21 protein-coding genes and 2 tRNA genes are annotated in these 24839 nt (G+C 44.5%); 4 read left to right on the top strand and 19 right to left on the bottom strand.

From position 1 onward, the window contains the following. Window positions 1–30 precede the first annotated feature (30 nt). The 4 genes from F0265_RS15755 to F0265_RS15740 all read left to right on the top strand — a co-directional run bounded on the left by F0265_RS15755 (window position 31) and on the right by F0265_RS15740 (window position 3343). Window positions 31–1323: a lysine N(6)-hydroxylase/L-ornithine N(5)-oxygenase family protein gene (locus F0265_RS15755; RefSeq protein ID WP_171749607.1), complete on the top strand. Its 1293-nt coding sequence runs from the start codon at window positions 31–33 to the stop codon at window positions 1321–1323. 223 nt (window positions 1324–1546) lie between these two features. Beyond that, the gene (locus F0265_RS15750) at window positions 1547–2341 is read left to right on the top strand and encodes an NPP1 family protein (protein WP_171749606.1); all 795 of its coding nucleotides are present in this window, start codon (window positions 1547–1549) and stop codon (window positions 2339–2341) included. Window positions 2342–2512: 171 nt separating this feature from the next. Then, window positions 2513–2983 (top strand): DUF2127 domain-containing protein, encoded by a 471-nt coding sequence (locus tag F0265_RS15745; protein ID WP_006962373.1) that lies wholly within the window; start codon window positions 2513–2515, stop codon window positions 2981–2983. A gap of 141 nt (window positions 2984–3124) precedes the next feature. Next, window positions 3125–3343, top strand: coding sequence for a hypothetical protein (locus F0265_RS15740; protein ID WP_171749489.1), 219 nt, complete (start codon window positions 3125–3127; stop codon window positions 3341–3343). Window positions 3344–3413: 70 nt separating this feature from the next. Here F0265_RS15740 and F0265_RS15735 read toward each other — a convergent pair. From F0265_RS15735 to F0265_RS15645, 19 genes are all read right to left on the bottom strand, one after another. After that, window positions 3414–3490: transfer RNA gene (locus F0265_RS15735), tRNA-Val, on the bottom strand. Window positions 3491–3523: 33 nt separating this feature from the next. After that, window positions 3524–3600 (bottom strand) — tRNA-Val (locus tag F0265_RS15730). 158 nt (window positions 3601–3758) lie between these two features. Further along, window positions 3759–4397, bottom strand: a complete 639-nt coding sequence (locus tag F0265_RS15725; RefSeq protein ID WP_038159104.1) for a sugar transferase — start codon at window positions 4395–4397, stop codon at window positions 3759–3761. Between the two features lie 13 nt (window positions 4398–4410). Continuing rightward, window positions 4411–5595 carry a glycosyltransferase family 2 protein gene (locus F0265_RS15720; protein WP_171749605.1) on the bottom strand — a complete coding sequence of 395 codons (1185 nt, stop codon included), beginning with the start codon at window positions 5593–5595 and terminating at the stop codon, window positions 4411–4413. After that, entirely contained in the window at window positions 5592–6683 is a 1092-nt protein-coding gene (locus F0265_RS15715; RefSeq protein WP_171749604.1) for a glycosyltransferase, read from the bottom strand. Before F0265_RS15715 ends, F0265_RS15720 begins: the two co-directional genes overlap by 4 nt. 118 nt (window positions 6684–6801) lie before the next feature. Further along, window positions 6802–8238: a chain-length determining protein gene (locus F0265_RS15710; RefSeq protein ID WP_171749603.1), complete on the bottom strand. Its 1437-nt coding sequence runs from the start codon at window positions 8236–8238 to the stop codon at window positions 6802–6804. After that, window positions 8235–9350, bottom strand: coding sequence for a glycosyltransferase (locus tag F0265_RS15705; RefSeq protein ID WP_171749602.1), 1116 nt, complete (start codon window positions 9348–9350; stop codon window positions 8235–8237). The genes F0265_RS15710 and F0265_RS15705 overlap by 4 nt, the downstream gene beginning before the upstream one ends. Then, window positions 9350–10075, bottom strand: a complete 726-nt coding sequence (locus tag F0265_RS15700; protein WP_006962366.1) for an acyltransferase — start codon at window positions 10073–10075, stop codon at window positions 9350–9352. Before F0265_RS15700 ends, F0265_RS15705 begins: the two co-directional genes overlap by 1 nt. A gap of 80 nt (window positions 10076–10155) precedes the next feature. Next, window positions 10156–11547 carry an O-antigen ligase family protein gene (locus tag F0265_RS15695; RefSeq protein WP_171749601.1) on the bottom strand — a complete coding sequence of 464 codons (1392 nt, stop codon included), beginning with the start codon at window positions 11545–11547 and terminating at the stop codon, window positions 10156–10158. Further along, window positions 11544–12995 (bottom strand): lipopolysaccharide biosynthesis protein, encoded by a 1452-nt coding sequence (locus F0265_RS15690; protein ID WP_171749600.1) that lies wholly within the window; start codon window positions 12993–12995, stop codon window positions 11544–11546. Before F0265_RS15690 ends, F0265_RS15695 begins: the two co-directional genes overlap by 4 nt. 10 nt (window positions 12996–13005) lie before the next feature. Beyond that, entirely contained in the window at window positions 13006–14202 is a 1197-nt protein-coding gene (locus F0265_RS15685; RefSeq protein WP_171749599.1) for a glycosyltransferase, read from the bottom strand. Further along, complete coding sequence (locus F0265_RS15680) at window positions 14195–15397, bottom strand: glycosyltransferase (protein ID WP_171749598.1); 1203 nt, start codon at window positions 15395–15397, stop codon at window positions 14195–14197. Before F0265_RS15680 ends, F0265_RS15685 begins: the two co-directional genes overlap by 8 nt. Before the next feature lie 99 nt (window positions 15398–15496). Further along, window positions 15497–16564, bottom strand: coding sequence for a glycosyltransferase family 4 protein (locus F0265_RS15675; protein ID WP_171749597.1), 1068 nt, complete (start codon window positions 16562–16564; stop codon window positions 15497–15499). Then, the gene (locus F0265_RS15670; protein WP_171749596.1) at window positions 16542–18029 is read right to left on the bottom strand and encodes a sigma-54 dependent transcriptional regulator; all 1488 of its coding nucleotides are present in this window, start codon (window positions 18027–18029) and stop codon (window positions 16542–16544) included. The genes F0265_RS15675 and F0265_RS15670 overlap by 23 nt, the downstream gene beginning before the upstream one ends. 21 nt (window positions 18030–18050) lie before the next feature. Further along, entirely contained in the window at window positions 18051–20351 is a 2301-nt protein-coding gene (locus tag F0265_RS15665) for a response regulator (protein WP_171749595.1), read from the bottom strand. 22 nt (window positions 20352–20373) lie between these two features. Beyond that, window positions 20374–21174, bottom strand: coding sequence for a phosphate/phosphite/phosphonate ABC transporter substrate-binding protein (locus F0265_RS15660; RefSeq protein ID WP_171749594.1), 801 nt, complete (start codon window positions 21172–21174; stop codon window positions 20374–20376). Window positions 21175–21183: 9 nt separating this feature from the next. Then, window positions 21184–21879, bottom strand: coding sequence for a chromosome partitioning ATPase (locus F0265_RS15655; RefSeq protein WP_006962356.1), 696 nt, complete (start codon window positions 21877–21879; stop codon window positions 21184–21186). Then, complete coding sequence (locus tag F0265_RS15650) at window positions 21879–23984, bottom strand: SLBB domain-containing protein (RefSeq protein WP_171749593.1); 2106 nt, start codon at window positions 23982–23984, stop codon at window positions 21879–21881. The genes F0265_RS15655 and F0265_RS15650 overlap by 1 nt, the downstream gene beginning before the upstream one ends. Further along, window positions 23959–24798: an OmpA family protein gene (locus F0265_RS15645; RefSeq protein WP_006962354.1), complete on the bottom strand. Its 840-nt coding sequence runs from the start codon at window positions 24796–24798 to the stop codon at window positions 23959–23961. Before F0265_RS15645 ends, F0265_RS15650 begins: the two co-directional genes overlap by 26 nt. Window positions 24799–24839: the final 41 nt, after the last annotated feature.

Here is a 24839-nt window from a genome sequence, read left to right as displayed (position 1 = left end):
AGCTCAACGGAAAAACATGAGGTTACAAAAATGACAGACCAGATTAAGGAATATGATGTGCTTGGCGTGGGCTTTGGCCCTGCTAACCTGTCAATTGCGATTGCGTTAGAAGAAACGGCGCAGAACCAAGAATTAAGCTACTGCTTCCTAGAGCAGAAATCTCATTTCGAATGGCATGGTGGCATGTTGCTAGATGGCACTCGAATGCAGATTTCTTGTCTGAAAGATTTGGTGACGCTGCGCAATCCAACCAGCCCTTATTCCTTTGTGAACTACCTACATTCACATGACCGCTTAAGCTCATTCATTAACTTGGGCTCTTTGCACCCTTCACGCGTCGAATTCAATGACTACCTGACTTGGGTTGCAAACCAGTTTGATTCTGTCGTGACCTATGGACAACGCGTTATCGACATTGAACCGATTGAAGTCGATGGCGAAATTACCAAAGTTCGCGTTGTTTCAACGGATATCAACGGCAACCAAACAGTACGTGTTGCGAAAAACCTACTGATTGGTATGGGTGGTATGCCGAAGCTTCCAGAGCTGTTTAATGGCTTGAATGATGAGAAAGTGATCCATTCATCGAAATACAAGGTGTGGCGTGAACAGTTTAATGCTGGTACGGAGACACCTAAGATTGCGGTTGTCGGTGCTGGTCAAAGTGCTGCCGAGATCTTCGTTGACCTGACAAACCGTTATGAAGAAGGTGAAGTTCACTTAGTGAACCGTAATTTTGCTCTACACCCAGCAGATGACAGTGCATTCGTAAACGAGATCTTTGATCCTGAGTTCACGGATCACGTATACAAGAGCACTGATGAAGAGCGTAAAACCATCCTTTCTCGCTTCAATGGCACAAACTATTCCGTTGTCGATACCGAAGAGCTTAGCGCGATTTATGAGCGTCTATACCTTCAGCGCGTGACTGGCGAAGGCAAGCACCAACATCTACGCTGTCACGATATTCAAGAAGTAGGGCAGAAAGAAGGTAAGATTGCACTTCGTTATAACGATCGCATTCATAGCGAGCAAAACTGGCACGACTACGATGCGGTTGTCCTTGCTACTGGCTATCGCTACGACCAGTTCAACCAAATGTTGAACAAACTTGAACCACTAATGTCGGACAAGCAGGTTGAGCGTCATTATCGTCTACCAATGCAGGCGTCTTGCAAAGTGAATGTATTCCTTCAAGGCTGCTGTGAATCATCACACGGTCTGAGCGATACTTTGCTTTCTGTCCTGGCAGTGCGTTCGAAAGAGATTGTTGACTCGCTATTCGCGAACTTTGAAACAGAAAAAGTCGCAGAAGAAGCTTAAAGCATAAAACAGACTATAAGGGCCGTAACATAAAGTGTTACGGCCTTTTTGTTTTTTGGGTTACTTATTGATAATTAAGAGCTTAATAAACAAAAACATTCTTTATAACTAAGAAGAATCAAAGAATTGTGAGCGAGCTCTGACGGTTGTTTCTTCATCGTGCCTATGTTTGTGCTGGTTGTAAAACCACCATTTTAAACACAACGTTGGTCCAGAGGCTTTTATGAAGAAGAAAATAATAACTACCGTCCTACTCAGCGCTCCTATTTCGCTCAATGCAGCAGAGCTCCCACGATTGGATGAAGCACTGCCCAGTTTGATTGATATATCGGCTCAGGTTCCTGTTTTCGATTGGGATGGTGATGGCTGCTATCCCGCTGCGGGGATAAGCCGCAATGGGGAAATGAATCCGGGGTTGAAACCATCTGGTGCGCTCAATGGAAGTTGTAGAGATGCAGGCTTTCTCGATATTTCCAATACTCTTCACCGTTACGCTTGCATACAGGGAAGTGATGGGCAGGAGTACTGTGCTCAAGCCTATGACACCTATTATGAAAAAGATCAGGCAATTCCGGGGATTGGGTTAGGGGGCCATCGCCATGACTGGGAATCGGTCATTATCTGGACCATTGATGACACTGTCGCATATGGTTCAGTGAGCTGTCACGGTGATTTGGAAACTAAGCCAAGAGAACAATTACCAATGGAAGGCGAACATCTAAAAGTGGTTTACCACAAGGATGGTATTTTGACTCATTGCATTCGTTTTGCCAAAGACAATGAGGTTGCAGAAAACCACTATGGGCAGTTTGTAACGCCGCCAATAACTTCTTGGTATGAACTGTCAGGTGATAATCTCTCCAATGAAGCTATGCGCAATAAACTCAATAGTTTTGACTACGGAAAAGCGTCAATCAAAGTGAAAGACAGCTCTTTTCTGACTCACATTAATCAGTGGCGACCAGCTGGGTTCCCGCAATTTACCCAGCAGAGTGTCGAAGCGTCCAATCCTTATTAAACGTAGTAAATAGAATGGCCTAATCCGTATTAGGCCATTTATCTTCTTCTATGCGTGATTCAGCATGTTCGGTCAAATTGAAAAATTGACACAATCTTCATGAAGCAATTAATCAACGTGTTACTTTCGGTTGGATTATATCTCAACGTATTGCATGAGGAAGTTGAATAGATGCAAGTACAAGCGAAACCAGGGTTAAAGCTGATTGCGATTCTCGAAGCACTGAAAGGGCTGCTGTCGTTTGCGGTAGCATTGGGATTACACCTTTTAGCTGGAAAAGATTTGCAGCAGTGGGCTGAGTCTTTAGTGCTGCATGCTCATTTAAACCCTGCCCATCATTTACCAGGTGTGTTTATAGAAGCGATGGGGCGATTTCCGCAAGGCAATGTTCAATGGTTTATGCTGGGTGCATTGGCGTACACGATTATTCGATGGGTTGAGGCTTATGGCTTATGGAAAGGACTTCGTTGGACGGAGTGGCTAGCACTGATAGGCTGTGTGATCTACGTGCCTTTCGAAGTGTATGGCCTGATTCATCACCCGGGCATAATTGGAGCTGTGATACTTATCGTTAATCTCTTGATAATTGCCTATATTGCAAGAACGTTACAAGCCAAGCCTGAATTTGCAATAGAAAGTTAGCTTGTGCTGGAAATCATATTTGTTATGCAAACATGATGATGAGTACAGCAGATACTGTAATAGAGTGTAAAAAGCTGTAAACCCGAGAGCGGTATCGCTGGTTTCGAATCTGAAAATAGCTAGAGTGACTAGTGCAGGGTTATGAACCTGTATGTACAAGGCAGACAACGTCAGGAGGTTGCCATGGATAGACATTGCCCGAACTGTGGAATAGAGATGATCGATAAGAATCATGTTTCCATATGTCCGCGAAACGATATTGGAGAGTGCTCTTATGATGGATATCAGAACACGGTAGAGCGTTCTAGCCAAGAGTTTACAATACTCGACAATGAAAAAAGGCTAGAAGAAGCGCATTAGATTAACTCAATCTAATGAGGTATCTCCAAAAACAACAAAGCCCGCTATAAGCGGGCTTTGTTATAAAATTTGGTGGGTCCGGGCGAACTCGAATCGCCGACCCCTACCATGTCAAGGTAGTACTCTAACCAACTGAGCTACGGACCCAAATTTTTGTTCTTAGTGCATTTAAGCAAGGAGTGGTGGGTCCGGGCGAACTCGAATCGCCGACCCCTACCATGTCAAGGTAGTACTCTAACCAACTGAGCTACGGACCCATTCCTTAAGAACGAGATGGATATTACCGAGACTTTTTGGGTCGTGCAAGAGCAAATTATTGGTTTTTAAACTGTTTGCTTCACAACTAATCGAATTGGCGTTTTTTTATACCAAAATAGAAAAGGAGAGCGTGATTGCTCTCCTCTAAATGATTGATTTATCGTCCTCGCCCGTCGACCATGACGATGAGTGTTTTGGTAATGATGCTGATATCCATCAGAATCCAAGACTTTAGCGAACGCAGTGATAAGGCATAACTATGGTCAAAGCCGACTTTTCTGCGAACGTCATCGATACAGGTGTCATAGCCTTGATTAACCTGCGCTAGCCCTGTGATGCCTGGCATTACTCCATAGGTACGGTCAGCAAAGTAAGGGATGGCCGTTTCTAGCTTATTATAAAAGCTAGGGCGTTCAGGGCGTGGGCCGATCAATGACATATCGCCTTGGATGACGTTAAACAACTGCGGGATCTCATCTAGGCGTGTCTTTCTCAGGAAACGACCAACTGGAGTAATTCTTGGGTCGTTCTCTGTCGCCCAGACTGCACCTGTACGCGTTTCTGCATCGACATACATGGTACGAAACTTAATGATTTCAAAGAACATCATTTGTTCTGGTGTCGATTTGCCCACACGCAGCTGCTTATAGAAAATGGGCCCTTTGGAATCGAGTTTTATGGCTAAGGCAATCGCGGGCAAGATGGGTGACAGCATCAAAAGCCCGATTACAGCGCATAGAAAATCGAAGATACGTTTTGCTAACCAGATTGAATATAAAGAAGATACGTTGCTCATAAGATGCTCCTTATCATTGAATTCTTGTCCAACGAGTGGCTTCGAAACCGAACAAATAGCGTAAGCCACCAATTAGGTTGGCAAAGTGTCCTGCTACTATGTATGTGATTAACTGACAGTATTTATGGCTAAATATGTGTGGGAACACATGCCCCAGAATCGCAACTGAGTAAACGGCGAGCTGTGCAATGGTCGCGATGAAAAATAGTGGATGGTGAATAAGTACGACAGAAAGCGCCAGACACAGAATCATGAGGTATGGTGTTATTAGTCTTAAACCTTTGCCTGAAAAGAAAGCAAAAGCGACGCCTTTGTATCGTGGCAAAAACAATTCCGCCAATTGCAGGGCTTGCTGCATGTTGCCAGCAGAAATTCTGAGTCGACGTTTAAAATCGTTGTCGGTGTTGGTTGCTTCAAGCTCTAATGCAATCATGTCCTTGTCGTAATCCACTCGATATCCTTTACGGATAATCTCCATTGGAATGATGAAATCGTCGTTGATAACGTTTTGCTTGAGCGGTTCAAACAAGTGAGTTCTGAACAAATAGAAAGCCCCATGAGCGCCAAGTGTGCTACCCAAACTCGCCTCATGCAGTTTCATTCTGCTTTGGTATTGCCAGTATTTGCTTTCACCTTCACTACCACTAGAAAGCAATTGGTAATGTCCGTTAACAGCACCTACAGTTTTATCTTTGAAGTGCTGGTTGGCGACCAGCAGGGCATCGACAGAAACCAGAGCTGATACATCGCTCAATGCTGTAATGTCACTTGATATCGTTAGCATCTGCTCATTCACTAGTGCAACCTTTCCGCGGTTCTCTTCAAATACTCGAATTTCAAAATGTGTATCACAGCAAATGGCTTCTTGAATCGTGTTCTGAGCCACTTGAGCAGTATTGTCAGTACAACCATCACAAGCGACGATGACGTTATAATGTTCTTTCGGGTAATCCAGACAGGCTAAGTTGCGAATTTTGTCTGCGATCCACTGTTCTTCGTTATATGCAGGGATAAGAATGGTAATGTCAGCACATTGTCTATCTGAACGAGCGATCTTGTAACCACGTACGATTGGCTTTACTTCTTCCACAGGGTGGCGCTTAGAATACCAAGCAAGCACAAGAGGGTAGCCGACATGGTGATAGACGATGAGCCCAGCACAGATTGTGAAGAAAATTCCAATAGACATATCAATCATGCGTATTCCTCCTGTGTTATTGCGCTATAGGCATCCACCATTTTTCGAATGTCGTTATTGTTGACAACAAACTGGCGTGGTGAGGATTGAGGGGACTCAAGCAACATTTGGGATAGCTTTAAAGCAAGCTCACTACTATTTTCTGCTTCCGCGAGCTGACTTGTTATAGGACATAACGTTTCATTGGTGCCACCAACGTTTGTCGCGACGGTAGGAACGCCACACGCTTGAGCTTCCAGTGGAGCAAGGGGGAAACCCTCGCATCTTGATGGCATGCAAAATACATCGAGAGCACGATAAAAGGTTGGCATGTCCTCAACTAAATCGAGAAACCGTATTTGATGAGAGATAGATAAGTCTTCAGCCAGTCGTGCTAATGCGTCCTTTTGGCTTCCTATGCCTGCAATAGCGAGAGTCACATTGCTATTAATGAGAGGGAGGGCCTTGAGAAGGATATCGTGACCTTTTACTTTTTCGAGGCGCCCAGCTGAGCCTATGATTTTTCCATGCGTAGGTAGGCCAAGCTCACAGCGTGCCTGTGCCTGAGATCCCGGTTTGAATCTTTCACAGTCTATGCCGTTTTTTATTACTGTGATATTGGCATAGTTGAGCTTCTCATCTAATTGCTCTTTAACTAGCCCAGCATCTGCCACCAGATTAGGACGGGATAGCTTTAAGGCAAGGCTTTGCAACAGAAGATGTTTTTGGTTGTTAAGGTGCCAAGCGTCGTGTTCTGTGTGGACTATGTGTTGAACACCTGCCAGTTTAGCTGCAGTCGCTCCGTAAATTAGAGGCCCAATGTGGTGAGTGTGAACGACTCTAGGTTTAATTTGTTTGAATAGTTTACGCAGTTTAGATATCGCCTCAAAATCAAAACCGGGCTTCTTGGTTAGAAAGATAAGTTTATCTTCAACGTTCTTTAAGCTAGGCCAGTTTGCCAATGTTTCGCAGCGACTTCCTTCGAGACTGATCAGGAAAACGTTCTCGTCTGGTTTAGCAAACTTGAGCATGTTGATGGCTAATGTTTCTAATCCACCTGGTGCCAAATGCTGAACAACATGTATGGTTGTTTTCGGTTGACTGGTCATGCGATTTCCTTGGTGTGCGATGGTTTAAATTAGAAATTGCATAACCTGTGCCAAAAAAAAGTACCTATATAACAGTGTCTTAAGTTTCCATGTGTGAGGTGTTTTATTTTGAGATTCTTTATGATTGAAACGGTTTTATTTTAGGAATTGCAGTGATCACCTGTTTGCCTGTTAAAGATTGCAACTCACTCGCGCTTCGAACCGAAGTATCAAAAAGCTCAATGAGCGTAGCGATACCACAGCCTAGGCCAATACCTGCGACGAACCCTGCGATAATGAATATGACTATGGGTAGGTTAGCTGGTGAACTTGGCGTATAAGGTAAATCAATGATCTTGACCCGCTTATTTTGCTCAAAAATACCTAGTGATCCTGTAAGTTGAGCCATCTCATACCTTTGAATCAACTCATCGTAGAGTTGTCTTTTAATTTGAACATCCCTCTGCAACTGAAACATGTCTTTTGCGTTGTCGCCGAAGCGGTTCGCTTGCTGTTCAAGTTCTTCAATCATTTTACGCAAGCTTTTGGTTTCTTCACTCAGGGATTCAAACCTTCCCCGCACTAGCTGAAGGCTGTGTAACTGGGTAACGAGCAAAGGTTGAATTTGGCTGATGTCAGATAAAGTGTTGCTACTCGCGATATCCCAAAGCTGGTCGCTGCTGATATTTGGCTGCTCAACTTTAAGAAGTTCCGAACGTTCGTTTTCAAGTCGACGAAGTTCCCGCTGTTTGCCGAGTACAGCGCTATGACTATCAGTATATTTAGCTCTTAGTAAAGTTAGCTCACTGCGAATTTCTATGATTTGATCTTCAATTTTACCAACGACGGGGTTGGTTTTAGACAGTTGCTGATCGAGTGAGCCCAGACTCCGCTCAACCCCAGCAAGTTCCGCCTCTTTCTCGGCTAAGTTTTGCTTCAGGCTAGCAAGCCTCGCAAGACTCTGACTTTGCATTTCAGGCGTAACGGAGGCGTTTTTGTTCTTAAAATCGGCAAGTGCTGTTTCTGCTAAGTCGAGATCTTCTCTTCGCTTATCAATATGCATGGTGAGAAACTCACTTGAATCTTTGATTGAAGAGCGTTCTGGGGCCAGCATTTGCTCTATAAAGTGCTCGCTGACAGATTCTAATAGTTCTTTCATGCCTTGAGGTTGAGTAGAAGAAAGCTGAATTTTAAGGAAATCCTTTCCAGGCTGAGTAACCGTTAAGCTTGCTGCGAGCTCTGCGATGACTTGATCCACTTGAAAAGGGGACATTGAATCGTCAATCAGTCCACGCTCTTTGGCAACGGATCTTAAAATATGTCGACTCTTGAGCAAGGTACTCAGAGCTGCCAAACGCTCCTTGAGCATGGTTGAAACTGCGATATCTTCCAGAAACGGGTTCATTTTTGCCGTTTCCTGAATCAGCATACTGGTATGGGAGACGTATTTCTCCGGAGCCATTTTCCCGACGAAGTATCCAGAAAAAGGCATGATCAGCATTGGTAGAACAATCACGTACCTCTGTCTCCAAGCTGCATTAAGGATAATGATAAAGCGCAGTTTCAGTTCATTCATAGTGACTCCAGAAGCTGATTGACAACTCGACTTCGAGCATCCCAGCTGTCGCGACGAACAATCTCGGTATCAGTGTTTTCTATACTGAGAACCTGATTAAGTGATTGGCTAAACTGTTTCGCATCGCTGGCAATACTAACGTGTGATCGATAAGGAGAAAGTGCTGGAAACGGCGTTGTAACAACAGGTGTTCCGGCTGCTAGATACTCCATCAGTTTTAAAGGGCTACAGGCTTGAATCTGATCATTGAACAAGAAAGGCAGCATGCTCGCATCCCAGTGCTGACTGTATCGAGGCAACTCTCGGTGTGGTTTGGGGCCCAAGTAAAATACATTTGGAAAATTCGGCAAAGGATTATGATCTAGCTCCAATGGCCCGATAAAAACGAAGTTCCAGTGAGGATTATCCAAACAGACTTGATCTATCAATTTATAGTCCAGCCATTGGGATATGCTGCCGTAAAAACCAGCAATGGGCTTACCGTCTAAGGGAAGGTCTCGAGCACGGCTTACTGAGGTGTTAAATAATTCATAGTCTACGCCATGAGGGATATGCGCGGTTTTTAATCCGTCAAACTTTTTGCAGATTTCCTCGCTTGCACCCAAGATAAGGTGAGCTTTCTCAGCCAGCCTTTTCTCATGATTACTCACTGTTTCATGATCAACACCAGCAAGCGAGTTGAAATCGTCTCCACAGTAATAAACAACCGCAGCTTCATCTAGGTTGCCACATAAGTCCGCTGCAGTCGGAAGAGAAGTCCACAAAATCGGTTTTGCTAGCCCCAGTTTTTCGATGATGGGCTTGAGTTGAGCTAGTAGCATAGACTTTGCTATTTCCCTTGCCCACGAAGATTTTGGAGCAGGGATAGTTTTTAAGTTTACGACAGTGATATTTGTACTCAGTTGCTCATTCTTCGACGAGTAGCCTTTTTTGCTTTGGCCTAGTAGTTTGGCGAAAGCACGAGCAAAATCTTTTTTATTAAGCTTAGGCTGACGTAGGCCGATTGAGTTAACCCAAAGCACTTTTCTATTTGCAGCTAGTCGAGAAACGATGTGTTGTGTACTTGAAGGTAAGCCTCCAAAGTCTTCGCCAAATACGATGAGATCACGCATTATTCCATCTCCTTACTCGTTAGTTTACGAACTACTTTGGCGGGGTTGCCAGCTGCAACAACATAGGAAGGAAGGCTTTTCGTTACGACACTGCCAGCTCCTACAATGGTACCTTGACCGATAGTGACGTTCGGGCAGACGGTAACATTTGTACCTAACCAAACGTCTCTTTCTAAGGTGATGTTGCCAATGTCTCTTTCACTATCGCCAGCCCCCAAGGCTCTTTTCCCCGCGTGTAAAGAATGGCCAGAATAACCAAAGAGAAACGCTCTACCGGCCATTCTTACGTTGTCGCCAATAACAATGCGTTTACCAACCGCTATTGTAGTTTGCCATCCGATGTCGACGTTATTGCCAACGATAAGCTCTGTTTCTAATGATTGGGTGCGACCGCTGAATGTGCTTTGTCCTGAGATCCTGCAGTCGTCTCCCAAATAAATTTTAAGGGGGCCGGTTACGAGTGGAACACCACCAAATAGATAAAGTCGTTTGCCAAATTGGGTGAGGCGGCCTTTAAAGGCTGGCGTGTGAATCAGAATTCTAACCATATTGGCAAAGAGGGCTTTGCTTCCGTTGTAGAGAAAAGCAGTTGTTTTATTGAAGATACTTGGAGTTGGAAGGTCGCAAGCGCGAATGTTTTTCAAAATGACAAACAATTTGCGATAAACAGGGTTCGGGTTCTCTTTTAGCCAAATCTTGACCTCGTTAATGTGTGTAGCCAGCATAAGCGCCTCCGCATTTTTATATTTCAATAGGAGGTGTTACACGTAACGTGCCAAGAATTAAACTTATTAAAAACAATTGGTTATATATGAATCTTGTCGTTCTTCTGCGTATTCTCATTTTGAGAATGGTTTTGAACAATACGATTCAGGGCGATGCATAGAGCGGCAAGGATATAAATAGGCCAGGTAAAGCCTTGAGTGAGGAATGTGCCCGACACGATTGTCCCCATAATGCCAGCGTATACTGCTGCGGCTGTTGCATGAAGGTAAGGAGAGTAATTATCTGGCACTGCATCTAGAAGTGACAGCGTTTGTTTGCTGGTTTTGACCAGTGAGTAAATACACCCAATGAATACAATCAGGCCAAGGAAACCTGTTTCTGCAAGCACACCAAACCAGGTCGAATGTACGGCATGGTTTAGTCCGTCCCAGTGAGGGCTATAGAAAAAGTAATTAGCGTAGAAGTTGTTCAGTCCAACGCCTGTTAAAGGATTGGCGACAGCCATACCAAATGCCGCTTCCCAAGCATAGAGCCGACCCATCGCTGAAGCATCAATGCCTTCTTCAGCGGCGCCTCCTGATTGTCTATCAGAAATCCCCGCTGCTGCAAAAAGAACAAGTAAACCGATAGTTCCAATCAACGCGAGCAGAAACTTCGAACGTATAATACGCAAGCCGAATATTCCGAATACCGCGATTGAACCGAGTAATCCACCTCGGCTTTGGGTTGCGATAACAGCACTCAACGCCAATATCGTCGCGACTAAACCTAGAAGTCGAACGCTGCCAAGATTTTTTGTGGTCATCAAACTGATGGCAAAGGCAAGGGGGAACATAAGCACTAGTGACAAATCATTTGGGTCACCCAAAACTGAACCAAGTTGACGGCCAATGGTGACACGTGTTCCTTCTACTAGGCCAATGCCATTAATGGAGTTGGATAGGGCTACAAATGCAATCAGACTTCCTGCTAATACGATTAGAATACTAATGCGTTTGACATTTTGAACGCTATTTACGAGCCATGCGATTGCCAGAGTCATGACGATGATCTTCCAATAGATCGACTTGAAGTAGGTAATAGCTAAACCGGGATTGGATGATAATACGGCGCCAACAAGCACCAACAGCCAAAACACTGCGAACCAAGTCAGGCTCTGATGCCAGAACATCTGAAGATTTTTGCTGATTAAACTATGCCACAACAGAGCACTTAAGGCTCCGACTGAAAGTAACAAAGGGATTTTTAGCGAGTAAAGAGCAGGGATGGCTTCGTGAATTCTGAAAAATGAAAACAGGACAAATAAGCTGACCAACCAAAAAGTTTGGTTTAGCACGAAAAGTATCCCAAGCGGCATCATGCTAAGCACAATGGCAACAGCGGGATGAGGGACGAGCTTCCAAACCAGTGCAATAAAGATACACACGCCAGAGGTAATGACGGCCGGATAAAGCTTATCTGCATGTATCATAGTGTGCGCTCCACATGATTATGACGATGAGCTTTTTGGACAGAACTTGCAGAAAGTGAAATAAATCTTAGTTTGTGCAGCAATGCGATTAGCGCCATAGGTTGCAATACAAGCATTACCCCAGCCGTTTCTAATGAATGATTGAACCACCCACTGATCGTGAATATTGAACTAATAAGAACAAACGCCAACAATGCGCCATATCTATAGGGAATATGGCATAGTGACTGGCTTAGGTGGTATATCAAAGTAAGGCGAATAAATTGGCCCATACACAGGCAGAGTAGGATAGCTGTCACGCCTGTTTCTTTAGTCAGCCAAGCACTGACGAGTGCCACTACTGTCGCAACAATATTGATGACAAAAAGCTTGCTTGTCTGCTTTGCATACAACACTCCGATATTGAGCATTTCTACCATTTCTTTGAGCAACATTATTACGATACACAGAACAACAAGCTGACCTGCAGATTGGTAGTCACTGGGTAGCGCAAGGCTGATAAAACATTGGCTCATCCACATAACAATGACACTCAGGAAACACAAAGCGATAATGCCGTGTTGAGTGTTAAGCGCGACTTTTTCTTTGCCGAGGGTTTCAAGTACTTCGAAGCGCTTTGGCATCCACCACATATGGAAGGGTTGAATCAGAATCCCCAACGCAAGGGCAAATTTGGCGGCAACTGCATAGATACCTAAGGTTTCTAATGTGTGCGCTTCGGCAATGATCCATCGTTCGGCACCAGAAAGTCCAAATGCGACTGCGGCTGATAACATCAAAGGGAACGAGTATTGGATGTAGCGTTTGTAGTGAACAAGTGTAGGCAGTTTGAAAGAAAGCTTGTTGTGGAAATGGAGATAAGTTACCTGGAGTACAGCACACAGAACGCCAACGCTAAATAATAAAGTAACATCTGGATTGTTGGTGAGTATCAAAATGACCAGAGAGACCTGAATGAGCAAAGTAACAAAACTGATTTTGAAAAAAGTTACCGCCTTGTTGTTTAGTCTTAACCAAGCTAAGCAGATTGCGAGAGGGGCCTCAACTATTACTACGATCGTTATCAGTGCCATTTGTTCAGTGTTGATGGTTAACGCTGCATGAGACACGGCAAAATAACCTGCGAATAATACCCCTGCGAGTAGCAAGGATGTCGAAAAAGAACTGGAGTACAATTCGCATACTCGAGCAAAGCGAGTTGATGTATCCTTTATCGTACCAATGAAGCGATAAAGATTTTCGTGCATTGCTAAACCGACCATCAGGCTGAAAAAAACAGTGGTGATAGAAAGTAATTCAAGGTGGCCAAACTGTGATGGTGTTAAGTAACTTGCCATGAAGGGGAGCATGAGTAGTGATGTCCCTTTCATCATAAGCAGGCTCAGAGCATAGAGCGCCATACTGGTGACGTTGTCTTGTTTAAACCACTGCAATATTCTATGTCGCATAACATGTTCCTTAGTGGCTCTGAGGTTTAGGCTCACGAGATAGCTTTAGGTACGGATTAGGGTCTATGGTTTTAACAAAGTCTAAGTAGCGCTGTTCTGCTCTATACTCTTCAGCAATCATCATTCCATTATCAATACAGCGTTTGAAGTTGGTGCGATCTTTAACGGCATATAATAGGGCATCACACAACGAGTTAGCATCATCAGGTAAATATTTGATGCAGTTGAGATTGTGTGTCAGGCGTTTATCCCAGTAAGAACCATCTTGAGGGATAACGACACACATCCCCGCAGCTAAGGCTTCTAAAATGGACAAACCAAACGGTTCTTTGTGGCTGGTGGAAACAAAGATGTTGGATTGGCTTCTAATCGTGTCTAATTCTTGCGGGTCTTGGTACCAATTTGTGTATTTAATTACAACGGGCGCGGTACTTGTCGGAATGGCTGTATCAACGGGCCTGATGTAACAGATGTTAGATGCGATTGGTTTGATATGTGCAGCATGTTTAAGTGCCTCGACAAACAAGTCCAGCCCTTTCCATTTTAATAAAGATGCAGCCCAAAAGCAGACGGGGAAATCTGTTTGGCAACGTGTTGGCCATCTGTCCTCGGGTAAACCGTTAACGAAGGTATGGTATTTGCGAGACGTCAAATACATCTCCACAAGGGAACCTGAGTCTTCTATGGACGTTTTGCGCTCCAGATATGTTCTCAGCGCGACAGAAATACTTGGTCTGCAGGAGGGCAGATAAAACACTTTGTCAGCAACAGTTAAGCAGTAACCGATAGACCTTGAGTTTCCAACGTGTCCATGAATAAACTGAACTAATTCAATGTTTTTTAATAACTTTACAATGTAAAGTGGCATGTCCATACCGGGCCCAGATGCACCGATAGCTCTGTCAATGCTCTTGTACTTGATCAAGAAAAATAGAAGGCATAGGGCGGTATAACACTGGCTTAGCCAATATAGGAGGCCGTAATGCTGCTTAGCCAATGGTTTTATAAGAGGCAGTGCAACTATATCTACTGAGTGTGATGCTGTAAGCTTACAGCTCTTCCAGAATTCCGTATCAGCTGTGGCGATAACAAAGTGGTTGATATCGGCCCGACACAAACTTAACGCTTCGACAGTGGCGATTTTTGATCCGCCTTTGAATGTTATTGGGTCGAAGATCAGTGTTTTTGTCACGTTTGAATTAACCATGCTGACCTCCCATAGCAATGCGCTTTGCCAAATAGGTTTTTAGCGGAATAAATGTGCGCCAGAAAGAGACTGAAGGTTGGTGGGATACCATAATTTTCTTGTAAACACCGATGATACGATGGCTTGATAGCGAAACATTGAATTTGGTTCCGATGTGTTCACTGGCATTACTGGCGAGTTGTCGCCCAAAGTCAGGGTTGTCGACTAATACTCTCATTGCCTTGCTTAATGGACCCACACCACTGTTGGGGTAGAGAATACCGGTCTCGCCATGTTGAACAAACTCTGGGATACCACCTTCAAAAGGTGCCACAACTGGAATCTTGGCGACAGCGGCTTCAGCAATAACGAGTCCAAAAGCTTCGCTTCTAGCACCGCTTACAAAGGCATCACAGCCTTTTAACCAACCTACTGCATTGTTTTGTTCACCGACAAAGTGAACCCTGTTTTCCAAATACAACTTCTTGGCGTGTTTTTCTAGCTCGTTTCTGAGTGGACCGTCGCCAATGACTAAAAGGTGTGTATTCGGATATTCAAAGTTCAAATGTCTTAACGCTACGATAAGCCGATCGATACCTTTGCGGTGAATTAGAGAACCGACTGTCGCATAAAGGAAGTCGTCGTCGTTAATGCCGAGTACTTTTTTTGTTTCGACAGTCTGTTGCTCGTCGAGTTTAGAAACATGCAATCCGTTATGAATGACTGACAAATGCTCACGAGGGTACCCCTCAGATTTGAGCTGGCTGGCAACATATTCACTGACAGAGATGATGTGTGGGGATAAATGCAGGCCTAATGTTAATCGGTCTCTAGCAGGATAGGGGCTGTGAAGCTGAGCCACCATTGGAACCTGTTTGATTCGAGCTGCGAGTACCATCCATTGACATGGAGCACCACTGTTGACATGAACGACGTCAATGCTTTCTCTTTGGAGGATTTTACATGCTTTACGGACCAGGTAGCCCCAACCTAGAAAATCAAATCTGGGGGCGAGCCAGCCAAGTAGGAGAGGGAATGCATCGGCTTCGGATGAGATGTTGTTGCGTAAGGCATAACGGTGCAAAGAAGAGTTATTGGTCCATAGATGTACAGAGAACCCTTGGTCAGAGCACTGTTCCATTAGGTCAATGAGGCACTGCTCGCTTCCGCGAATCCAGTCATTTCCGTAGTGAACAAACAGTATTTTTTTCTTCATTGTTATTCCCCTTTGCCATTTATACGAGGAACAACGCAATTGAGATGCCAAGATTTAAGGCTGGCTAACTTTATGAAAAGTATATAAAAAATAATTTAACTATTTTATGAGAGTGTTTTTCTCAATATGAGAATCAGATTGACGACCAGATTTTTTGTAGAGTTGTAGCAATTTAGGAATGATTGCAGAAGAGGAAAATTGTTCTCGAACTGTGCAAATCGCTTGCTTAGATATCTTTTGTCTTTCGTCGTCTGTTAACTGTTCTAGAGTTCGTAAAACATCAGGAATCTGAGCAGCCGTATCGACCAAATATCCATTCTGACCACTGGTAATCAGTTTAGGAAGGTCTCCAACCCTTAACGCGATGACAATACACCCTCTGGACATGGCTTCAAGTGCCGCCATTGGCAAGCCTTCAAATCGAGAGCAAATGATAAGTACGCCTATGTGTTTCCATACCACATCCATGTTGCTTTGATGACCATGGAGTTGAACATTTTGCGGCGCTAATTGAGAAATCTCTGGCTCTAACGGACCTGAGCCATAGATGTGAAAGGATAAATCTGGGCGGCTTTTAGCGCATCGAATGAACCTGTCTGGTCCTTTTTCATGGCTTAGGCGACCAACAAAGGCGATCTGTTCTCCTGTGCTCACACAGGCCCTTGAATCATCAATGAAATTATTCAACCTAAGGGTGGTAGCAGGGATCTTTTGACTCACTTTCTCACTGACGGCAAGTGAGAGCGTAGAAATAAGCGCCGTGTAGCGGTCGATAAAATCATAAGCCCAGACTTTACCTGTTGGTGTTTCGCCAGCGTGATAGGTTGTTATTTGTTTGGCTCCGGTAAAAACACGTGCACATTTAGACAGCAGACTAGCTTTGTACCCATGAGCATGGATAAGAGCCGTTGGTGATTGTTTAATTTTTTGGATAAGTGCGAACAAAGGTTGAGTGGCCAGGTCAGATAAGTACTGGTAAGGGACCGCTTCTTTTTCCAGTTTTTCTACGAGGAGAGAACGCGTTTGATACCGTTTTACCAGCAACACCTCAACATTTGTGTTGTGAAGCTTGAGCCCTTTAGCGAGCTCAAGCACGTAGGTTTCAATGCCGCCAAACGTCAGGCTATCGATGACTAGCCAAACATCAATCCGCGTATTGCTGCTCATCTTCTTCGGCTTCCCAAGCCTGTTTTTTACGATAAACGGTTGATGGACTCAACTCGAGCAATACCGCTGCGTTGAGGACATTACCATCGCAAAAATCAATTGCTTGCTGAATGGTTTCTCTCTCTACCTGCCACATTGGACGTATTGTTACCGGCGTAGAGCTTTGCGTGTTAACACTTTCTATCACTGGAGTTGATGCTTGTATTGCCGTCTCCACCGCTTCTACTGGTGACGCTTGAGCAGGAGCTTCGTGGTGGATTATTGCTTGGACTGCTCTGGGCTTAGCCGATTTATTGATTTTTGAAATTTGATCAGGAAGGTGAGCGACAGAGAGCTTTGATTCGTCGTTGAGAACAACTATATTGCGAATGACATTTTGCAGTTGTCTCACATTACCAGGCCAGGAGTAGTGCTTGAGCAAAGATTCCGCGTCTCGGTTGATACCATTAAACTTCTTACCATCTTCTTTAGCGAACAGTTTAAGGAAATGAGTCGCTAGTGTTGTGATGTCATTCCCACGCTCTCTTAAAGGAGGCATCTCAATCGGCACAACATGAATGCGATAGTACAAGTCTTCTCTGAATCGGCCTTCTTCAACTTCTAACAACGGGTCACGGTTGGTCGCGCAGATTATCCGCACATCGACCTTCATTTCTTTCGAGCCCCCGAGTGGGGTAAAAGTACCTGTCTGCAGGAAACGTAGCAGTTTCTTCTGCATTTCCAGCTCCATCTCACATAACTCGTCAAGGAAGAGCGTTCCTCCATGAGCTAAAGATGCCGCGCCTTTTCTGTCCGTAGTCGCCCCTGTGAATGCACCTTTTACATGGCCAAAAATTTCGCTTTCCATAAGATCTTTAGGAATAGCACCACAGTTGATGGCGATAAAAGGTTTATCGTTTCGTTTACTTTCTTTGTGAATTGCTTCTGCGCATACTTCTTTACCGGTGCCGCTTTCTCCAATGATGAAGACACTCGCTGTTGTTGGTGCAACAGAGTCGATGATTTTGTATACGCCCTGCATAGGTAGACAAGAGCCGATGAATCCATGGAAGCGATTTCTGTCGAATTTCGCTTCGATATCTTCGACTAAGTGTTCGAGTTTAGCTTGCTGTAAGTGGAGGTTTATCGACGTTTTGAGTCGGTCTGCCTGAATCGGCTTTTCGAGAAAGTCTTTAGCCCCTTTCTGAAGCAAGCTTACCGCGATATCCACGGAACCGTGTGCGGTTGCAACGACGACGGAGGTTGGTACTTGATTCTCGTTGATCCAGTCCAGGATATCTTCGCCGTTCATGTCCGGAAGCTTGAGATCTAAAATCACAAGTTGTGGTACGTTTCGTTCTATGAATGCTTTGGCATCACGACCTGTTTCAACATGAAACAGGTCAAACGCTTCATCTTTTACGTACTGTTTGTAAAGGACTGCCAGAGATGTGGAGTCTTCAATCAGTAGTACTTTTGCTCTCATGTGACGTCATCCTTGTTGTATCTAGCCAGCTGGTTCGATGAAGCCCAGCGTTTTTCTATATTCAAGAGCAGCGAGCGACTTTTCAGCTAGCTCTTTTAATTCTTCAGAGAGTTCAAATGCTTGTTGTTCATGATTCTCCAAACACATACACTCAATCTTTCGTGCAAGATTGGACAAGACTCGATTTCCTAACGCTAGAGAAGAGCTGCCTAATGTGTGGCTTTCAAACTCTAGTGTCTCTTTGTCTCGGTCTTCCATTGCTTGATAAATCTTTCTTAAGCGTTCATTAGATTCTTCGATGTAATGATCAATTAGCATAGGAAGAACATCAGCACTTGTGTCTTCTATCATTTGCTCTAAGACTTCTTCGTCGACGAGTTCTAAATCCACTTGTATGTCCTGATTCATAGAATGATTGATTACAGCCTGCGTAAGAGTTTGCGATTCACTCTCTAAATTATCAGATTTTTCAGTAGAGTTGATCGCGCCATCACTTAAGAATAGATTAATTTTTTCAATTAGTTGTGACAAGCGAATCGGTTTTGACAAATAGTCGTTCATCCCTGCATCGAGGAACTGCTCTTTATCTCCAGATAAAGAGTGGGCTGTCAGTGCAATGATAGGTATCTGACATGTCTTCTCATCAGTCATTGAACGTATGGCTCTGCAGGTCTCCATTCCGTCCATCTCTGGCATAGATATGTCCATAAAGATAAGATCGTAATGGTATTGTTCGACCATCTCGATGGCACGACGACCATTTTCTGCGATGTCCATCGAGAGCCCCATGCGTTTAAACATCTCGCTTATTACCAATTGGTTCGCTTTGTTATCTTCTGCCACTAATATGCTGGCATCTGATACCAGCAACTCGGTATTGTTTTGGCTCTGGTGAGTTGAGCTAATGAGTTGGTCTGCGAGTTCCAGTTTGATTGAAAAGGAGAAAGTGCTGCCAATTGATGGCGTACTCTCTGCCTCAATGTAACCGTCCATCAACTCACATAGGCGTTTGCATATAGCAAGACCCAGCCCGGAGCCTTCCTGACTTCTAGAATAGGTTTGATCGACCATGGTGAACTCATCAAACAGATAATCCATTGCGCTGCGGTTGATGCCGACACCGGTGTCTATGACTCTGCAAACTATTTTGACTTGATTTCCTTCATGGGTGTCTGCGTGTACCTGAATTGTCACGCTGCCTTCTTTGGTGAACTTCATTGCATTACCAATCAAGTTGTGAAGGATCTGCTTAACGCGGTTTTCATCGCCTTGTACATTGGCGGGTACTGAACCATCAAGAATACAGTTCAGGTCAATAGAGCGGACTTTCGCTGATGGTTGAAATGTTTCAACAACATTTTCGACACATTGACGAAAATTAAACGGCTTGTGTTCTAATCGTAGTGTGTTGGACTCCATTCGCGTGAAATCCAAAATGTCATTGATGATACTAAGGAGGAATTGGCCTGACTCAGTTGCTGTGTTGACTAGTTTTTTCTGTTCGCGAGAGAGTTTTGATTCTTCAAGAATGTTCAAAATGCCCAACACACCGTTCATCGGTGTACGAATTTCGTGTGACATCGAGGCTAAGAAGCGACTTTTCGAATCGTTTGCCTGTTCTGCTTCAAAGCGAGCGCTCTTAAGATCATGATAGCTTTTTTCGAGTTTTACAGACATATCGTCAAATGCTCGTGCTACGTCCCCCAGCTCGTCTTTAGACTGATCATTAAGCTGGAAACCAGGCCCTTGTTCACTGACGGTATTCGCTGCCTCTATAAGCTTGACCAAGCTTTTGGTTAAGTAGGTTCCAAGGAAGAACGAAAAGATTGCTACCAATACGACTTCGATGGAAGCAATACCTATTATTGCTTTCTGGGCGCTGGTCAACATAGAGTTGATGGCGGAGACTTCGAAACCAATGTCTATAGTGCCATAGTTTGCACCTCCGCTAGTGACCTGAACCTGAGTGTCGAAGATTCCATCATTGACGGAATCTAATCTGTAATCAACAGACATCATTCGTTGTAGCAGCGCTTTATCCCCATCACATGAGAGCTCTTTATCACCACGCATCACCCTTATATATGCAATGTCTTCTATGGTCATAAATTCTTTTACCAAGTCATCCAGAGTCGCAATGTCGGTAGAGATCATTGCATCCTTGGCTGCGTGGGCGAACATGGAAGCAGTTGAGTTGGCTCGTTGGATAAGTTGTTTTTCATTTGAGTTGGAGAGAAAGCTCATTGCGCTGAATGTGAGCGCTACCAGCATAACGACCTCAATAAAGGCGATCCCAAGTATGGTTTTCATTCTAAATGACATAGCAAGGTACTCCCGTCGATGACTAATCCAATAGTGTAATGTTGAGCGCTCTAACGTCATTCCAATCACTGTCTTGTGCCGAAACAAACCCCTTGAGTTTAAGTTTCTCCAGATGAGCGAGGCCTTCTGGGGAGTCGTCAAACTCTATAAGCGCTTGTTGAATTTTGCTTTTCACGTTGCTATCGAGATTGGGGTGAGCTGCGATAGCGTGGGGGGTATACCCTTTGGTGGTCCAAATCGGAGTCAGTTGATCACGAGTTTCCTCAGGTAACGCCATATAGGTTCTTATTATTCCGCCACCTGCGGGGAAGAAGCCTTTTGCGACAGCTAAGTAGACGGAATCATGAGATGATACGTAAGACGGCTCAAACGTTATGTCGCTTTGTTTCAGATAGGCTTGAGTCAATACAGTTGCCGCGAAGGCTGCAGGTGAGGGGAAAGCAAGTTCTGCATTTTGCAGTTGTTCAGGTTTGGAAATATCACTGTCTTTTCGGACGACAATGATACCTTTAAGCCGTTTGTCTTTAGCTTTTGCAATCGCTTTGTAGCCAGGCAATTCGCTGAAGACGGTGTAATGGTAGGGGTTCATATAAGCGAGATCATACTCCCCGTTTTTCAGCCGTTGTTCGAACGTTGGAATGTCAGATGCCGTGCTAAATATGATCTTTTGCCCTGTTCTTTCGGAAAGGTACTCGATGATAGGGGCCCATTGTTTGGCAAGCTTGCTCGCAGAGTGCTGGGGAACAACACCAAAAGTAAGTGATTCAGCTTGTAAGGACGCTGAGAGGAGTGTAAGCAGAGCAAGATAAGTAAATTTTTTCATAATCAATCCTTAGGCTGAATGAGCCAGAAACTCGTTAGTAAGGAGTTTTTGTGCCCATTTTTCTCTCCATGATTGGGGAAGAAACCTCAGTCTTCTTATCTCTCTTGCCATTTCCTGACCGAGTGTTGCTTGGTTCTTCAAGTTCAAGATGGAGCCTAGTAGTGAGATTTTCGGGCTTTGGAGGAGCTCTTGTGATTTCTGGATTTGACCGGTTGATGTTTTCCCTCCCATGACCACTAATACTGTTTGGTCACATGCGCTGGCGACGACTTGAGCGGGTATATTCCCTCGGTTTACATGAAGCAGAGGCGAGGTGTCGCAAATGACTCTATCGTAGTGCTGTAACCATTTATCTACTGAGTTGCTCAAAACACTTGGATCTTTATAAGCTAGAAGCGTCGAAGTCTGTTCCGGTACAGGTAAGCCAGTGAAAAGCTGGTGGGATGATTTATGTTCCAGTAACACACCTATGTCATCACCCTGGTCAGCGTTGACTAGTGCAGGTTCAAACGCAGGATGGAATAAGTTCAGATCCACCAGAAGTGTTTTATGCCCACCGAGTAAGTATCTTTCCGCCAAAGCAGATGCAATTGACGTGACACCGTCACCTGAATTGCAGCCTGTGAGACAAACTGAACGCGCCTCGGCCAATTCGGCCGCGAGGTAGATTTGCTCTACCTCGGTTAATGTAGCAGGAATAATCATTACAGCGCTCCTATCAATACGATGGTGGTTGTCAATCGTAGGATGTCTTCAAGGCCTACTCGTGCTCTTTCAAGAATGCTTTCGCTGCGGTCTGGGATGTAAATCGTGTCACCTGCACGAAGCACTGGGAGCTTGTAAATATTGGCAGTTTTGCTGAAGTCTATTAGGTCAAAGGTACGGGCTTGTCCTTGGCAGCAGGACATATTAACGATTGAAATCTTTTCTAAATATGCACGATCAGAGGGGCCACCAGCTTCAGCTAGAATGTCCAGAATCGTCATGTTGTCATCAAAGACATAGCGACCAGGGCTGTTAACTGCACCCAGCACTCGAACAGTTGACTCTTTGCTGGTATCCAACCAAATCTTATCTTTCTCAGGGATGTAAATGGTGTCACCCATGGTTATCTTTGGTAGAAGGCTCTCATCCCCCGTTTCGAAATATAGGGACAAGTTAAGTTTGCTGACTTTTGAATAGGTTTTGTCTCTGTGAGTGATTTTTATGTTATGGATATCGGCATCTTTAGTTGGACCATCAGCCGCAGACAGGATGTCCAGAAAATGCATTTCTTTTGTAAAGCGGTAGCGGCCCGGAGCATTAACCTGACCGAAGACGTATATAGAAGCATCTGAGCTCTGGCGTACCCATTGTGATTTATTGTCAGATGGATCCTGAGGTAAATCGTGGACACGAATAATGGTACCAGCGCTGATGACAGGCAGATCCGCCATAGGTGCTCCATTTAAAATGAACTCGTCAAGATTGAACGTCTTCATTTTTCCGTTAGGTGTCACCACTTCTATTTTTGACGTGTCGGCTCGGAGAGTTGGCCCTCCAACATGTGCCAGCAGGTGCATCATGTCCATTTCATCAGACCATTCGATGCGTCCTGGGCGAACCACTTCACCAATGACATTAACAGCACGGTCTGGCGAGATCTTTAGCCACGACTTCTCATTCATGTCGGTTTTCTCTGGAACAAATATCGCATCACCGGGATTGATTTGAGGTGGAGCTTTGGTAGTCAAACCTTCTGTGTAAGCCGTTAAATCAAACTTGATAACTTGCCCATTCGCTTTGATAAGGCGAATTTGACGAGATTCTGCGTAACGGGTTGGACCGCCAGCGTTGGCCAGAATGTCCATAAACGAAGCGCCTTTTTTCCCTTCGTAGGCGCCAGGGCTCTTCACCTCACCCATGATGTAGATAACGTTCGAACCTGCGCGGATTTCCTCTTCCTGTTTAGGGACGAAAATCGTAGTGCCTGGTTGAAGGTTAGGGAGTAGAGAAGTATCCCCACTGTCTAAGTACTCTTTCAGATTGAAAATCTGAGGCTTGTTATTGCTGATAACACGAATCTGCTCCACAGAAGCGTAACGTGTCACTCCGCCGGCGCGCATGAGGATATCAACCAAATCTGCAGTATTTTTGAAAGTGAAAGAACCCGGTGCATTTACTTCACCAAATACCTTGATCGCAGTTCTGTTGTCAGCACTATCACCAGAATTAGCTAACTTACTGGCATCAAACTGTTGCTCGATGTTACCCACCAAGGGTGAAGCTGGTACAAATATAGTGTCTAGAGATTTGAGTTTAGGTAGCAGGGACTCATCACCTGTATCTAAAAAGCTTTTGTAATTAAAAGGAAATTTGTCTTTTCCGCGCTTAAGAAGCAGATTATTTAACTGCGCACCCGAACGTAATCCACCAGCAGCGTGAATTGCCATTTGAACGTCTGCACTTTTCGATAAAGTGTATTCGCCGGGAGAGTTTACGTACCCCTGAATAGAGATAAGAACTTGCTGCTCTGAGATGTAAACCGATGCAGTAGAAAGATCTCGATAAACTTTGCTTAGTGCATTTAGGACTGACTGCTGAAGCTGGTTCTCTGTATATCCTACGACGTATAGTGCTCCCACTTCAGGTAGGTTGATTCGGCCTCGTTTATCAACTGGGAATCCTTTATTTAATGTTTCTTCGCCTGGTAGATTCACCTGAATCATGTCACCGACTTGAACTCGTTCCATCTCAGCATTTACGGAAGCTGCAAACAGGAATGCTAGGGTGATTAATATGAGTTTATTCCACATGATAATAGCCTCCATTCAACTTGTTTTCTGCTAGCTCGTTGGTTTCAACGACTTCGATGCTAACCCTACGGTTTGTGAGTCGAACTCCGTCTGATTCACCTTCGAAAAGAGGTAGAGATTCACCAAGCGATTTTGCTTCTATTCTTTTCGGCTCAAGGCCAAATATGGTCAGGTAGCGTTTCACTTGTTTTGCTCTGCCCATTGCGAGCTGCTGGTTCTGGAGTTCATCGCCAACCGAATCGGCATGACCAGTGACTGTTAGGTTTAGTGACTTATGCTCTCGCAGAATGTTGGCTGCTTGGGCAAGATGACCCATATATTTGGGGTTCACTTCTGTAGAATTGAACGCAAACTGATTATCAACGTTTAGCAGGTTGTAGAGCTTGTCGATGATTGCCAATTGTTGTTGGAAAGAAAACTCATCATGTGGTGGGACACATTTAGCTTGAGATGTCACATAATCAAGCTGCCTCTCAAGTTCATCCAGGCGTTTACGCTGAATAACGATGTCGTTGGCGGCGTCTAATAACAAACCACCTTCTAGTTCTCTTGCAATTCGATTCTGTTTTTCAAGAGCCTGAACGACAGCTGCCGGGAAACACCAACGAGCACCTTCACGAATGAGTGCATCAAGGTGGAGTTTTGCTAATTGCCAATCGAAGCGCAGACCATGCTCTGGGCCAAGAGGCTCGTCTGGCATGACCGGAGTGAAATTAGATTGGATGTACTGCTCAGCAAGGCCTCCGCGACCCTCTTCGGGGTAACTGCTGCAACCAATCGAGCTTACTATAGGTACAATTAGGGCTATGTGTTTGATGTAATTAACCATGCCAACTTCCTCTGTTAGTGGGTGAAATCTCGTTTATTGTT

Source organism: Vibrio sp. RE88 (genome assembly GCF_013113835.1).
Classification (GTDB): domain Bacteria; phylum Pseudomonadota; class Gammaproteobacteria; order Enterobacterales; family Vibrionaceae; genus Vibrio.
This window is presented reverse-complemented; position numbering and strand designations above follow the sequence as displayed.

Coding starts and splice junctions, on each gene's coding strand:
- F0265_RS15755 (WP_171749607.1), top strand. CDS start 31: ATGACAGACCAGATTAAGGAATATGATGTGCTTGGCGTGGGCTTTGGC.
- F0265_RS15750 (WP_171749606.1), top strand. CDS start 1,547: ATGAAGAAGAAAATAATAACTACCGTCCTACTCAGCGCTCCTATTTCG.
- F0265_RS15745 (WP_006962373.1), top strand. CDS start 2,513: ATGCAAGTACAAGCGAAACCAGGGTTAAAGCTGATTGCGATTCTCGAA.
- F0265_RS15740 (WP_171749489.1), top strand. CDS start 3,125: ATGAACCTGTATGTACAAGGCAGACAACGTCAGGAGGTTGCCATGGAT.
- F0265_RS15725 (WP_038159104.1), bottom strand. CDS start 4,397: ATGAGCAACGTATCTTCTTTATATTCAATCTGGTTAGCAAAACGTATC.
- F0265_RS15720 (WP_171749605.1), bottom strand. CDS start 5,595: ATGATTGATATGTCTATTGGAATTTTCTTCACAATCTGTGCTGGGCTC.
- F0265_RS15715 (WP_171749604.1), bottom strand. CDS start 6,683: ATGACCAGTCAACCGAAAACAACCATACATGTTGTTCAGCATTTGGCA.
- F0265_RS15710 (WP_171749603.1), bottom strand. CDS start 8,238: ATGAATGAACTGAAACTGCGCTTTATCATTATCCTTAATGCAGCTTGG.
- F0265_RS15705 (WP_171749602.1), bottom strand. CDS start 9,350: ATGCGTGATCTCATCGTATTTGGCGAAGACTTTGGAGGCTTACCTTCA.
- F0265_RS15700 (WP_006962366.1), bottom strand. CDS start 10,075: ATGCTGGCTACACACATTAACGAGGTCAAGATTTGGCTAAAAGAGAAC.
- F0265_RS15695 (WP_171749601.1), bottom strand. CDS start 11,547: ATGATACATGCAGATAAGCTTTATCCGGCCGTCATTACCTCTGGCGTG.
- F0265_RS15690 (WP_171749600.1), bottom strand. CDS start 12,995: ATGCGACATAGAATATTGCAGTGGTTTAAACAAGACAACGTCACCAGT.
- F0265_RS15685 (WP_171749599.1), bottom strand. CDS start 14,202: ATGGTTAATTCAAACGTGACAAAAACACTGATCTTCGACCCAATAACA.
- F0265_RS15680 (WP_171749598.1), bottom strand. CDS start 15,397: ATGAAGAAAAAAATACTGTTTGTTCACTACGGAAATGACTGGATTCGC.
- F0265_RS15675 (WP_171749597.1), bottom strand. CDS start 16,564: ATGAGCAGCAATACGCGGATTGATGTTTGGCTAGTCATCGATAGCCTG.
- F0265_RS15670 (WP_171749596.1), bottom strand. CDS start 18,029: ATGAGAGCAAAAGTACTACTGATTGAAGACTCCACATCTCTGGCAGTC.
- F0265_RS15665 (WP_171749595.1), bottom strand. CDS start 20,351: ATGTCATTTAGAATGAAAACCATACTTGGGATCGCCTTTATTGAGGTC.
- F0265_RS15660 (WP_171749594.1), bottom strand. CDS start 21,174: ATGAAAAAATTTACTTATCTTGCTCTGCTTACACTCCTCTCAGCGTCC.
- F0265_RS15655 (WP_006962356.1), bottom strand. CDS start 21,879: ATGATTATTCCTGCTACATTAACCGAGGTAGAGCAAATCTACCTCGCG.
- F0265_RS15650 (WP_171749593.1), bottom strand. CDS start 23,984: ATGGAGGCTATTATCATGTGGAATAAACTCATATTAATCACCCTAGCA.
- F0265_RS15645 (WP_006962354.1), bottom strand. CDS start 24,798: ATGGTTAATTACATCAAACACATAGCCCTAATTGTACCTATAGTAAGC.